The following is a 12,394-nucleotide window of genomic DNA, read 5'->3' as shown; positions in this document are numbered from 1 at the left end:
CGCAGGCGCGCCAAATCGTCGTGGAATACCACATCCAGCACCCAGTGCAGCCGGTTCTCAATGCCCCAGTGGCTCCGCACGACCCTGGCGAGGGTCTCGGCACTGAGTTTGGTTGAGCACAGGTAGTATCGGGTTTCTGTCTGGATAACGCCGCCCCGCTCGGTTTCGCTTTCGATCATGCCGATGGCGGTCAGGCCAGGGAATGCAAATTCGCCCGGATGACGCCGCTCGGCGAACAGCCAGTTGATGTCGTGGCAGATCGTATGGCGGCGGGTTTCGATCCGGCCATGGTCGCCATCGACGGTCTCGAAGCTTTGCAGCGTCAGCGTTGGTGGTGGATCGGCAAAGACGGTTTCCACTTCGGCATAGGTCGCTGGCCAGTTCTCCTTCAAGGCCAGCACGTAATCGCCACCACCCTCGATGATCGTCTGGGCAATCTCCTTCTGCGTGCCCATGGCATCGATGGTCACCAACGCGCCGGCCAGTTCCAGACGACGCAGCAGCACAGGAATGGCGGTGATCTCATTGGATTTCGCCGACACCGCCTCTTGTCCAAGGACCAATCGCTGACGCGTCGCCCAGGCGGACACCGTATGCAGCGGCAGACGCCCTTTGCCGCGGGCATGGCTGCGACGCGAGGTCTTGCCATCGATCGCGATAATCTCGGGCGTGTCAGTCCGCAACCCGTCTACCCAGGTCAGGAAACATGTCTTGAACAGCTCAGGATCAATCGCCGCGATCACGTCGCACAATGTGTCGTGGCTCGGGATGCCGTGCTTGAACGGCAGAAAACGGCGGAGGAAGCCCTGGCGTTCGCTGCCCCACAGGCTGATTTCGACAAAGTCGTCCGCACCGGCGATGGTCCCGCAGAGCATCAGCAACAGGATTTCCGGTAGAGGATATAGCACCTTCGTCGCTTGGCGCGGGTCCCGGAGGGCCGCGAAGTGGGACAAGAAGCAGGGCTGGCTTGGCATGGACATAGAGACCTCCTGATGAGAGGCTTCCTATGAATCCGATTCTAGCCCGTACGGGAATCCCTCAACCACTCAAGCGATCGCCCTGGTGGGTCGTCCGCCGCCCCTCGACCTGTCGGGCTACATGGACTACCGTTCGCGTTCAAGCCCAGACAACCAGACTGGGAACCTGAACGCGATTGACGGGAGCCACGATGCCCAATCTCAGCTACGCCGCGCCCACTTCGGTGGATGATGCGGTCAGACTGCTCGCCGGAGCATCCGGTGTGGCGAAGGTGCTGTCCGGCGGGACGGACCTGCTGGTTCAGCTTCGATCCGGCCGAACAAAGCCTGACCTGATCGTGGACACGAAGAAAATTCCTGGCCTGATCGGCATTCGCGAAGACGATGGTGGCTTCGTCATCGGCGCCGCCACGCCCGGCGCTCAGGTGGAATCGCATCCTGGACTGAGAGCCGCGTGGCCTGGCCTGGTGGAGGCGCTCGACCTGATTGGTTCCACCCAGATCCAGGGCCGCTGCTCGCTCGCCGGCAACCTGTGCAATGCTTCCCCGGCCGCCGACAGCGTGCCGCCGCTGTTTGCCGCCGCCGCCGTCGCCGTGGTGGTCGGACCCAACGGCCGGCGCGAGGTGCCGGTGGAGCAGATTCCGCTCGGCCCCGGCCGCACTTCCCTGGGGCGGGATGAATTCATCCTGGAATTCCGCCTGCCGCCGCGCCCCGCCCGGTCCTCCGATGCCTACCTGCGCTTCATCCCGCGCACCGAGATGGACATCGCCGTGGTCGGCTGCGGCATCAGCGTCACGCTTGACACCGCTGGCGTCTGCACCGCCGCCCGCGTCTCGTTCGGCGCCGTCGCACCCACCGTGCTGCTGGTGCCGGCCGCGGCGGACGTGCTGATCGGCCGAACCCTGGACGCCGACACACTGGCGAAGCTGGATGCCGCCGCGCAGGCCGCCGCCAAACCGATCAGCGACAAGCGCGGCACCATCGACTTCCGCACCAAGATCGCCGGCGTGCTCGCCCGGCGCACCGCCGCTATCGCCTTCGACCGCGCCCAGGGCAAGACGATCTACGGCCAGACCACCGAAAGCCAGGCGGCACTGGGCCAGATGAGCCACGGTGAAGCGACCTGGGCTAAAACGATTGGAAAGACACACTGACATGCCGAAGACTTACGTATCCGCCACCATCAACGGCGAATCCGCCGAGTTCCTGTGTGAGACGCAGCAGACCATGCTGGATGTGCTGCGCGATGAGATCGGGCTGACCGGCAGCAAGGAAGGCTGCGCCTCGGGCGACTGCGGCGCCTGCTCCATCATCGTCGACGGCCGCCTGGTCTGCGCCTGCCTGATGCTCGGTGTCGAAGCCGAAGGCACGGCGATCACCACCATCGAGGGCATCGCCACCGGGGAAAAACTGCATCCGGTGCAGCAGAAGTTCCTGGAGCACGCCGCGCTGCAATGCGGCTTCTGCACGCCTGGCCTGATCGTCGCCAGCAAGGCGCTGCTGGATGAGAATCCCAACCCGACCGAGACCGAGGCGCGCTACTGGCTGGCCGGCAACTTGTGCCGCTGCACCGGCTACGACAAGATCATCCGCGCCGTGATGGACGCCGCCGCCGAAATGCGAGGGAAGACCGTTTGATGAACTACATCGATTCCAGCCTGAAGGTCGTTGGCTCGCGTCCGATCCGTCCGGACGGGACGGACAAGGTCACCGGACGCGCCGTGTTCGCCGCCGACACGCGGGCAGCCGGGATGCAGTGGGGGAAGGTCCTCCGCTCGCCGCACGCGCACGCCCGGATCGTGTCGATCGACACCAGCAAGGCCGAGGCGCTCGCCGGCGTGCGGGCCGTCGTCACCGCGGCGGATTTTCCGGAGATCCCGTCCGAGGAAGCCTTCGTCGGTGAAGGTCCGATGAATTTTCGCGACCTGGCGCTGAACGTCATGGCGCGCGACAAGGTGCTTTACGAAGGCCATGCGCTGGCCGCCGTCGCCGCCGCCACCCAGGCGATCGCCGACCAGGCGCTGGCGCTGATCGATGTCGAGTACGAGATCCTGCCGCACGTGATCGACGTGGAGGCTGCGATGGCGCCCGATGCGCCGGTCTTGCACGACGACATGTTCACCACCGGCGTCGAGCCGAAGCCGACCAGGCCGTCGAACATCGCCAAGGTGGTGACATTTCGAAAGGGCGACGCCGAGGCCGGCTTCAAGGACGCCGAGGTGATCGTCGAGGGCCGCTACACCACCCAGCCGGTACACCAGGGCTACATCGAGCCACATGCCTGCCTGGCAACGTATTCGCCGGACGGCCAGGTGCAGATCCACAGTTCCAGCCAGGGCCACTTCATGGTCCGCGCCTACACCGCCAAGCTGCTCGACATGAACATGTCCAACATCAGGGTCAATCCGGCCGAGATCGGCGGCGGCTTCGGCGGCAAGACGCTGGTGTATCTGGAGCCGGTGGCGGTCGCGCTGTCGAGGAAGTCCGGCAGGACGGTGAAGATGCAGATGACGCGGGAGGACGTGTTCCGCGCCTCTGGCCCAACCTCCGGCGCGGTGATGGAGGTCAAGATTGGCGCCAAGCGGGATGGCACGATCGTCGCGGCCAAGCAGGTGCTGAAGTATCAGGCGGGCGCCTTTGCCGGCTCCCCCATTGGGCCGGGCTGCATGTGCGGCTTTGCCATGTATGACCTGCCGAACGTCGATGTTGTCGGCTACGACGTGGTCAGCAATCGGCCGAAGGTCGCCGCCTATCGGGCGCCGGGCGCGCCGATCACCTCGTTCGCGGTGGAAAGCGCGATGGACGAGCTGGCGCTGAAGCTGGGCATCGATCCGCTGACGTTGCGGGAGAAGAATGCGGCGAAGAACGGCACCAAGACGCATTACGGCCCGACCCACCAGAACATCGGCTTTACCGCCGTGCTGGAAGCGGTTAAGGCGCACCCGCACTGGAAGTCGCCGGTGAAGCCAGGGCAGGGGCGGGGTCTGGCGACCGGGTTCTGGTTCAACATCGGCGGCGAGTCGTCGGCGCAGGTGCATGTGAACGAGGACGGCTCGGTCACCGCCGCCACCGGCAGCCCGGACATCGGTGGCTCACGCGCCTCGATCGGCATGATGGTGGCCGAGGTGCTGGGCGTGCCGGCGACCACGGTTCGCACTATCGTGGCGGATACCGCATCGATCGGCTTCACCCATGTGACGGGTGGGTCGCGCGTCACCTTCGCCACCGGCATGGCGGCGACGCAGGCGGCCGAGAAAGTGGTCGCCGACATGAAGAACCGGGCCGCGCAGACCTGGGACATTCCGGTCGAGGCGGTCGAGTGGAAGGACGGCGCGGCGTATCCCGCCGGATCGAACGCCGGCGCGTTCGATCCGCTGGACATGGCGACCCTGGCGGTGAAGGCCGCCCGCACCGGCGGGCCGATCATCGCCGAGGTGTCGCTGAACGCGCAGGGCGCCGGTCCTGGTTTCGGCGCGCATATCTGCGACGTGTCGGTGGACAAGGAAACCGGGCACGTGACGATCGAGCGCTACACCGCGGTGCAGGACGTCGGCAAGGCGATCCATCCCAGCTACGTGGAAGGCCAGATCCAGGGCGGCGCGGCGCAGGGCATCGGCTGGGCACTGAACGAGGAATACATCTACAACAGCAAGGGCCAGATGGAGAACCCTGGCTTCCTGGATTACCGGGTGCCGGTCGCCTCCGACGTGCCGATGATCGAGGCGGTGCTGGTGGAAGTGCCCAATCCGCGCCATCCGTTCGGTGCCCGCGGCGTGGGCGAGGTGCCGATCGTGCCGCCGATGGCGGCGATCGCCAATGCTATCCGCGGCGCCACCGGGCTGCGCATGCCCGACCTGCCGATGTCGCCGCCGAAGCTGCGCGCGGCGTTCGACGCGGCCGGGTAAGCAGTCCTCTCGGATGCCGACCGTCATCCTCGCCTCGGGTTCCGTCAGCCAGCAGTTCACCGGCGGACAGACAGAATTCGAGGTCGAGGCGACGAATTTTCGTCGGCTGGTGCTGGAGCTGGAGCGGCGGTTTCCCGGGTTCGGCAAGCAGGTCGAGGAAAGCATGGCGGTCGCCATCGATGGCGAGATCTTCCAAGATGCCTATGCGGCGCAACTGCAAGCCGGCAGCGAGATCTATCTGATCCCGAAAATTGGCGGCGGGTGAACCTGCCGAGCCGCTCTCGACCGGCTGCGGAAAGAGACGCAGACAGAGTCTAATGGCGCCGTCATGGCGGCAAGCTTGTGGCTGCCGCGCCATTAAAGCGCGATTAGTTTAGGTTGACCCACGAATCGCGCTTTAACGCATTGTTTGATCGCGTGATTCACACCTTCTGACTGGGTCAGCCTCAGGCGATCACGCTCTAACCGGATCGTCCTGTGCATTGTCGGCTGGCAGCCGACTATCCGGTGATGACGCGACATATCGTCTGATCAGCCGTGAGATACCGCACGTCAGTATAAAGTTGCAGCCATACACGGTATGAGGGTAATTAGCCTCACTGTCACACGCGCGCCACGGTCCTGCTCCAGCGCTGATCACGGTTTCCAGGAATTCATACGTCATCAACGGACTTAACCGAACCTCTGGCCGGGACAGGTCGGTGGACCGGGTTTGATAAGGAGTATTGCCGCCGTGCAATGTGGTCCGGCCGACCTTCGGGCGATGTTCGAGATGTTCAGGTTCTATCGTCCCGAAGTCGGCCTTCACCGGCTTTTGCAGGATTCGGGCGTCGCGGACATGTCACCGCGGCAAATCTATCATGCCGTGCATAACCGGCCGCCCGACACGATCGAGGCGGCACTGCCGGCAGCAAACGACCGTGCGATTCCAACGTTTATCGCGGCGCTTTCAAGCCTGGAGTTTCAGGAGAATCTGGCTGCCCACATTCTGCGATCCTTCCCGGAAAAGCGCCGACTTTATTTCGTGCATATTCCGAAGACCGCCGGGGTTGATCTAGCGACTCACCTGATATGCCGCTATCCATCGATCAACACCAACTTGCTTGATCGCACGCTGACGCCCGAGCCTAAGCAGATTTTCGCGGCCATGAAACATATCGTTCTGGAGATCGCGTGCTCCGACACGATCTTTATTTCCGGCCATACCCATCTCGGCACTTTCCAGAAATGGAATGGTAACGGCATTCGCTATCAGGATCAGGTCTTCACCGTCGTACGGGAGCCGTTGGAGCAGATTGTATCGCAGATCAACTACACGCTGATGCGCATTTTCTCCGATGAGAACCCAATCCCGCCGGATACGCTAGGCTGGCGCAAATTGTTTTCCATTGAAAGTCCTTGTCCGCAGTATTCGCAGGACGCGATCAGGCAACTGGCACGCCAGATCCTGCGAAATCCAGGCGTTGTGGTGCCGAACGTGGTCTGCGCGTTCCTGGGGGGCAATTCATACAAGCGGTCGGTGCTTCAGACAGTGGCGCATGATCTGGAGGTGGTCGAATTGCAGCGGCTTGACGCCTGGTCCGAGCAGAAATGGAGTGTTTCCTCCACCCCTGGTGGCAGGCTGAACAGCTCTAAAAAGTTCGTGTCGCTGCAAGATTTCCCGCCGGATGACCAGGACTATGCCCGTAGCATCGTTCAGGAGGATGTCCAGTACTATGAAGACGTTATGGCCGCGTATGAGCGTCATGGTGGCACCTCGGTCAGGGGACACCAGATAGCCAATTGACCGTCGCGATCAGTTCTTGGCCATGAAGCCAGTCGCACGGCTGGGTCCGGCCACAAGGAAAAGCCGGTCGCGAGCGTGAGGGCTTGCCTGTTGTGAAGATCGCCATATGGACGATCACCACTCCGACGTGTGAGAGCACTTGGCCGAGCATAGGCTGACTGATGCCCCGCAAAGCCATGGCGGGATGAAGGTTGCGATGCGTGCCGTGCGGAATGTGAGCCAGGCAAGGGTCGCACGATGCTGATCTCTCGCCGGTCTTCCTTGCTGGCCGGCGGCGGTTCACGTATCGCCGGCCGTGCCGCGCGCCGCGCATCGGACCGGTTGTCTCAAACGAAACGATGCGTGCTTTATGTCTGGACCTCGACCCGATAGGTCCGCAGGAACATCGCGATCGCCGCCTCCACAACGCGGTCGATCTCGCCCGCCGACGGGTCGGGCACCATTTCCAGCTTGCGGCGCAGCACCAGGCTGGTCTGGCACAGGTTGAAGAATTGTTCCGCCGCGAAGGCCGGATCGGCCACGGCCAGCCGCCCACGCTGGGTTTCCTCGGCCAGCCACGCAGCCATGAAGCCGATCGCGCGGGCGGGGCCGGCCGCGAAAAAGCCGGCCGCGAGGTCGGGGAACCTGGCGGCTTCGGCGATCACCACGCGGTAGATCGCCAGCCCGACATCGGACAGCATCATGCGGAGGATGCGCCGACCAATGCCGCGCAACACCGAGGCCGGATCGCCGGCGTGATCAGCACTGTCGAAGATGTGGGCCAGGTTACGGTCGCACTCTTCCCGCACATAGCTGGTGAACAGCGCCGCTTTGGTGTCGAAATGGTTATAAAGCGTGCCCTTGGAAACCCCGGCCACGGCGGCGATCCGCGCCATGCTGGCTCCCTGATAGCCATCGGCGGCAAAGACACTCGCCGCGCCGCGCAGGATCTGTGCCCGCTTCTCCGGCGTGAGTGGGCTGATGATGTCCATCCGGCAACCTTTCGACCCCAGGATCGTCTTGACAAGTCCACGAGTTGGTGACGTGATCGGCGAACTGACCGAACCGTTCGGTCAATCTTGCGGGGCGGGCGGAATTCGTCAAGCGGAGCCAGGCCGATGGATGACCAGACACTCGATATGCGGCCTCCGCAGGACGATCAGGGCTTCAGCCCCGGCGGCCTTCCACCGCGGAAGCCCCGCCGGCTGAAGCGTGTGATCGGGTTCGTGGTCGGCGGGATCGTGCTGGTCGCGGTGATCGTGGGCGGCACGATTTACTGGCTGGATGCGCGCCATTTCGAAACCACGGATGACGCCTTCATCGATGCCTACACCACGCAGATGGCGTCGCGCGTGGCCAGTCAGGTGACTGGACTGATGTTCACCGACAACCAGCATGTTGCCGCCGGGCAGATCCTGGTGACCATGGACCCGCGCGACTATCAGGCGAAACTGGATCAGGCGCAGGCGCAGCAGGTCAGCGCCGAGGCGTCGTTGCAGCAGGCGCAGGCCCAGGTTCAGGTGCAGCAGGCGAATGTGGACCAGGCGAAGGCCAACGTTATCGTGACCGAGGCCGACCTGCTGCAGGCACGTCAGGACTACAACCGTTTTCAGGCGATCAATCCGCGCGCGGTCAGTCGCCAACAGATCGACACCAGTACAGCGACTTTCCATGCGGCGCAGGCGAAGCTGGACGCCAACCGGCAGACGGTTGGCGGTGCGCAGGCGCAGGTGCATGCCTCTGAAGCGCAGGTGCTGGCGGCGCAGGCCGCCGTCAAGCAGGCCGCCGCCAACGCGGAAACCGCTCGGCTTCAGCTTTCCTATTGCACCATCGTCGCACCGGTCAGCGGCATCGTCACGCATCGCACGGTCGAGACCGGCAACTATGTCAATCCTGGCCAGGCGCTGTTTGCCCTGGTTCAGGACGACCGCTGGGTGACGGCGAACTTCAAGGAAACCCAGCTTGCCGCGATCCGGCCCGGGCAGGATGTGGAGCTATCGATCGACGCGGTCTCGTCGGTCACGCTGCATGGCAAGGTGGACAGCTTCCAGGCTGGCACCGGATCGGCGTTCAGCGTCCTGCCGGCGGAAAACGCCACCGGCAACTATGTCAAGATCGTTCAGCGCGTGCCGGTCAAGATTGTCTTCGACGACGACCGGCTGAAGGATTTTTCCCTGGCGCCGGGCATGTCGGTCGTGCCGTCGGTGCGCGTGCAATGAGTTGCCGTCGGTGCGCGTGCAATGAGTTGCCGTCGGTGCGCGTGCAATGAGTTGCCGTCGGTGCGCGTGCGATGATGGTGCCGTCGGTGCGCGTGCGATGATGGTGCCGTCGGTGCGCGGGCAATAATGGTGCCGAGCGTCCGGGACATCTGAACCGTGCCCGATCCCAGGCTTCCCCGATCCGCGGCCGGCGACCGCAACCCCTGGCTGATCGCCGTGGTGGTGTCGATCGCCACCTTCATGGAGGTGCTGGACACCACCATCGCCAACGTCGCGCTGCGCCACATCGCCGGCAGCCTGGGGGCGGACCAGGACGAATCCACCTGGATCCTGACCAGCTATCTGGTGTCGAACGCGATCGTCCTGCCGATCAGCGGCTGGCTGTCCAATGTCATCGGCCGCAAGCGCTTCTACATGCTGTGCGTGGCGCTGTTCACCGTCAGTTCCCTGCTGTGCGCGCTGTCTCCTTCCCTGTCGATGATCCTGTTCGCCCGCGTCATGCAGGGCATTGGCGGCGGCGGCATGGCGCCAACCGAGCAGTCGATGTTCGCCGACACGTTTCCGCCGGAAAAGCGCGGCCAGGCCTTCGCGCTGTACGGCCTGACCGTCGTCAGCGCCCCGGCGATCGGGCCGGTGCTGGGCGGCTGGCTGACCGACAGCTTCTCCTGGCACTGGGTCTTCCTGATCAACCTGCCGGTCGGGCTGCTCTCGCTGGTCCTGGTGCAGTTGCTGGTGACCGAACCGGAGGTGCTGAAGCGCGAACGGCGGGACCTGCTGGCGAGGGGCCTGCATATCGATTTCCTGGGTTTCGCCCTGGTGGCGCTGGGGTTCGGCGCGTTGCAGATCATGCTCGACCGTTACGAGCAGGATGACGGCTTCTCCTCGCATTTCATCGCCATCCTGGGGGTGATCAGCGCGGTCTGCCTGGGCGGTCTGATCGTCTGGGAAATGCGCCATCCGCAGCCGGTGGTGAATGTGCGGCTGCTCGGCCACCGCACCTTCGGGACCGCCTGCGGGCTGATGTTCCTGGTGGGTTTCCTGCTGATCAGCACGACGCAGCTTCTGCCGCAACTTGCCCAGACGCTGCTGGGTTACAGCGCCACCAGCGCCGGCCTGACCTTGGGTGTCGGCGGCATCTTTACCCTTCTGCTAATGCCGATCGCGGGTATCCTGACGGGACGGATCATCCAGCCGAAATGGCTGATCCTGATGGCGATCCTCGGCACCGGCTGGTCATTGCTGCGCGCTTCAAGCCTTGACCTGGGGATTTCCTTCTGGAGCATTTCCGAGGTCCGCATCTCCCAGGTGGTGTGGCTGCCCTTCCTGTTCATTCCGCTCAGCGCGATATCCTATGTCGGGCTGCCGCCGAACCGGACGAATGAGGCTTCGGCGCTGTTCAACCTGATGCGCAACCTGGGCGGCAGCGTCGGTGTATCGTTTACCGCAACGATGTTGCAGGAGCGGACGCAGTTCCACCATGCGCGGCTTGCAGAGCACATAACCGCCTATAACGGCTTCGGCTGGAACACGCCGCTTGCTCCGATCAGTGCGGTCGTGCAAGCACAGGCATCGGTGATGAGTTATCTGGATATATTCTGGCTTCTTGGGCTGCTGGCGCTGCTGGTCTGTCCTGCCGTGCTGCTGCTGCCGCGCATGCCGAAGGGATCGGCGGCCGCCCATTAGACCATGATCGTTCCAGGTTGCCTCATCGCGCGTGTCCAATCGTGGTCTAACGCTTTGCCTGATCGCGCGATTCACGCCTGCTGACGGATCAGCCTCCGGCGATCACGTTGCAAGCCTGATCGCCGTGGTCCGCGTCCGGGATGTGCATCCAATGTCAATAAGAAGATGTCCGCTCGTCATTGGCCTGCTGGCGATGACCGGCTGCACGGTGGGCCCGGATTTCACGCGACCGAGTTGGGCGTCGCCGGCCTCGTGGTTCGCCGGCCCGAAGGAGAACGCCAGGCTGCCAGTGACGAAGCCGCCGGAGAGCATCCCGGTCGCCCAACCGATCGATGTCGACTGGTGGACCCTGTTCAACGACCCGCGCCTGACCATGCTGGAACGGCGCGTGGCGCGGGAGAACCTTGATGTCCAGCTTGCCGCCATCCGCCTGACCGAATCGCGCGCCCAGCTTCGCTTCGCCCGTGCCTCGCAGCTTCCAAACCTGAGCGGCAATGCGTCGTATGTCCGCCAGCAGGCCAGCAACCACGGTGTCTTCGTGGAAATTCCCAGCGCCGCGGGCGCCAGCGGGGCGCCCGGCTTCAGCACCGGCGGGGTATCGAGCCACGGTCTGCAACCGTTTGACATCTGGCAGGGTGGCTTTGATGCGTCGTGGGAGGTTGACCTGTGGGGCCGTGTCAGGCGGTCCGTCGAGTCCGCCACCGCGTCGTCCGACGCCGCGACGGAGGCCAGGCGGTCGGCGCTGCTGTCCACGCTGGCGGAGGTCGCGCGCGACTACATCCAGCTTCGCGGTGTGCAGTCGCAGTTGCGGATCGCCCGCGACAACGTCCACACCGCGCGGCAGAGCCGGGACCTGACGCAGCAGCGTGCCGCCGGCGGCGTGACGACGGATCTGGATGTCGCCAACGCCTCCGCCCAGTTGCGCACCACGCTGTCGCAGATCCCCGCGCTGGAGCAGCAGGAGGCGCAACTGATCAACGCGCTGAGTTTGCTGCTTGGGCAGCCGCCGAACGCGCTGCGGGCCGATCTGGCGGTCGCCCAGCCGGTGCCGCCGGTGCCGCCACTGGTGCCGGTGGGGCTGCCATCGGAGCTGGTGCGGCGTCGCCCGGACATCCGTCAGGCCGACGCACAGCTTCATGCCGCCACCGCGGACATCGGCGTGGCGCAGGCCAGCTTCTATCCGACGCTCAACCTGACCGGGTCGGGCGGCTTGCAGTCGCTGCAGTTGAACCATGTCTTCGACCTGGCCTCCAGGCAGTACGCACTTGGTCCGGGGCTGACGATCCCGATCTTTCAGGGTGGCCAGTTGCGCTCCACCCTGCAACTGCGGCAGGCGCAGCAGCAGGAAGCGGCGGTGACGTTCCAGAAGACGGTGTTGCAGGCCTGGCACGAGGTGGACAACGCGCTGACCGCCTATAAGGCGGAGCAGAGCCGACGGGACGAACTGATCCAGGCAGTCGCGGACAACCACAAGGCGCTCGCGCTGGCGCAGAGCCGATATCAGGAAGGCGTGGCGGATTTCTTGACGGTACTGGACGCGGAGCGCAGCCTGCTGGCGACACAGCAGCAACTAGCGGACAGCACGACGACGGTCTCGTCGAACCTGGTGGCGCTTTACAAGGCGCTGGGGGGCGGATGGGAGACGGATATGCCGGAGGAGAAGACGGCTGCGGTGAAGTAGGTCATGCCGGTCGGCGAAAGCTGTGACACCTCGGTGGTGCCACCTTTCATGCCGATGCGAGCCGCTTCAAAGCGCGATTGGTTTAGGTTGACCCAGAAGTCGCGCTTTAACGCATTGTCTGATCGCGTGATTCACGCCTTCTGATTGCGTCGGCCTCAGGCGAT

10 protein-coding genes are annotated in these 12,394 nt (G+C 64.3%); 8 read left to right on the top strand and 2 right to left on the bottom strand.

Features of this window, described 5'->3' with window-relative positions:
- The coding region (locus tag ACQY4S_RS03020) for an ISAs1 family transposase (protein ID WP_428483112.1) at positions 1-980 on the bottom strand (980 nt) is incomplete at its 3' end.
- A 188-nt stretch (positions 981-1,168) separates the two neighbouring features.
- Between ACQY4S_RS03020 and ACQY4S_RS03015 the strand changes: the two genes are divergently transcribed.
- The 5 genes from ACQY4S_RS03015 to ACQY4S_RS02995 all read left to right on the top strand — a co-directional run bounded on the left by ACQY4S_RS03015 (position 1,169) and on the right by ACQY4S_RS02995 (position 6,668).
- Positions 1,169-2,131, top strand: coding sequence for an FAD binding domain-containing protein (locus ACQY4S_RS03015; protein WP_428483715.1), 963 nt, complete (start codon positions 1,169-1,171; stop codon positions 2,129-2,131).
- Between the two features lies 1 nt (position 2,132).
- Complete coding sequence (locus ACQY4S_RS03010) at positions 2,133-2,615, top strand: (2Fe-2S)-binding protein (protein ID WP_428483714.1); 483 nt, start codon at positions 2,133-2,135, stop codon at positions 2,613-2,615.
- Positions 2,615-4,882, top strand: coding sequence for a xanthine dehydrogenase family protein molybdopterin-binding subunit (locus tag ACQY4S_RS03005; protein WP_428483713.1), 2,268 nt, complete (start codon positions 2,615-2,617; stop codon positions 4,880-4,882). Before ACQY4S_RS03010 ends, ACQY4S_RS03005 begins: the two co-directional genes overlap by 1 nt.
- Positions 4,883-4,895: 13 nt before the next feature.
- Positions 4,896-5,147 carry a MoaD/ThiS family protein gene (locus tag ACQY4S_RS03000; RefSeq protein ID WP_428483712.1) on the top strand — a complete coding sequence of 84 codons (252 nt, stop codon included), beginning with the start codon at positions 4,896-4,898 and terminating at the stop codon, positions 5,145-5,147.
- A 498-nt stretch (positions 5,148-5,645) separates the two neighbouring features.
- Positions 5,646-6,668, top strand: a complete 1,023-nt coding sequence (locus ACQY4S_RS02995; protein ID WP_428483711.1) for a hypothetical protein — start codon at positions 5,646-5,648, stop codon at positions 6,666-6,668.
- A 347-nt stretch (positions 6,669-7,015) separates the two neighbouring features.
- On the opposite strand, the gene ACQY4S_RS02990 is transcribed toward ACQY4S_RS02995, so the two are convergent.
- Positions 7,016-7,639, bottom strand: a complete 624-nt coding sequence (locus ACQY4S_RS02990; protein ID WP_428483710.1) for a TetR/AcrR family transcriptional regulator C-terminal domain-containing protein — start codon at positions 7,637-7,639, stop codon at positions 7,016-7,018.
- A 126-nt stretch (positions 7,640-7,765) separates the two neighbouring features.
- Between ACQY4S_RS02990 and ACQY4S_RS02985 the strand changes: the two genes are divergently transcribed.
- The 3 genes from ACQY4S_RS02985 to ACQY4S_RS02975 all read left to right on the top strand — a co-directional run bounded on the left by ACQY4S_RS02985 (position 7,766) and on the right by ACQY4S_RS02975 (position 12,230).
- On the top strand, positions 7,766-8,866 hold the full coding sequence (locus ACQY4S_RS02985; RefSeq protein ID WP_428483709.1) for an HlyD family secretion protein: 1,101 nt from the start codon (positions 7,766-7,768) through the stop codon (positions 8,864-8,866).
- A 156-nt stretch (positions 8,867-9,022) separates the two neighbouring features.
- Positions 9,023-10,549, top strand: a complete 1,527-nt coding sequence (locus ACQY4S_RS02980; RefSeq protein ID WP_428483708.1) for a DHA2 family efflux MFS transporter permease subunit — start codon at positions 9,023-9,025, stop codon at positions 10,547-10,549.
- Positions 10,550-10,700: 151 nt separating this feature from the next.
- Positions 10,701-12,230 carry an efflux transporter outer membrane subunit gene (locus ACQY4S_RS02975; protein WP_428483707.1) on the top strand — a complete coding sequence of 510 codons (1,530 nt, stop codon included), beginning with the start codon at positions 10,701-10,703 and terminating at the stop codon, positions 12,228-12,230.
- Positions 12,231-12,394: the final 164 nt, after the last annotated feature.

It is taken from the genome of Rhodopila sp. (assembly GCF_965276935.1).
Classification (GTDB): Bacteria; Pseudomonadota; Alphaproteobacteria; order Acetobacterales; family Acetobacteraceae; genus Rhodopila.
This window is presented reverse-complemented; position numbering and strand designations above follow the sequence as displayed.

Coding starts and splice junctions, on each gene's coding strand:
- ACQY4S_RS03015 (WP_428483715.1), top strand. CDS start 1,169: ATGCCCAATCTCAGCTACGCCGCGCCCACTTCGGTGGATGATGCGGTC.
- ACQY4S_RS03010 (WP_428483714.1), top strand. CDS start 2,133: ATGCCGAAGACTTACGTATCCGCCACCATCAACGGCGAATCCGCCGAG.
- ACQY4S_RS03000 (WP_428483712.1), top strand. CDS start 4,896: ATGCCGACCGTCATCCTCGCCTCGGGTTCCGTCAGCCAGCAGTTCACC.
- ACQY4S_RS02985 (WP_428483709.1), top strand. CDS start 7,766: ATGGATGACCAGACACTCGATATGCGGCCTCCGCAGGACGATCAGGGC.
- ACQY4S_RS03005 (WP_428483713.1), top strand. CDS start 2,615: ATGAACTACATCGATTCCAGCCTGAAGGTCGTTGGCTCGCGTCCGATC.
- ACQY4S_RS02990 (WP_428483710.1), bottom strand. CDS start 7,639: ATGGACATCATCAGCCCACTCACGCCGGAGAAGCGGGCACAGATCCTG.
- ACQY4S_RS02975 (WP_428483707.1), top strand. CDS start 10,701: ATGTCAATAAGAAGATGTCCGCTCGTCATTGGCCTGCTGGCGATGACC.
- ACQY4S_RS02995 (WP_428483711.1), top strand. CDS start 5,646: ATGTTCGAGATGTTCAGGTTCTATCGTCCCGAAGTCGGCCTTCACCGG.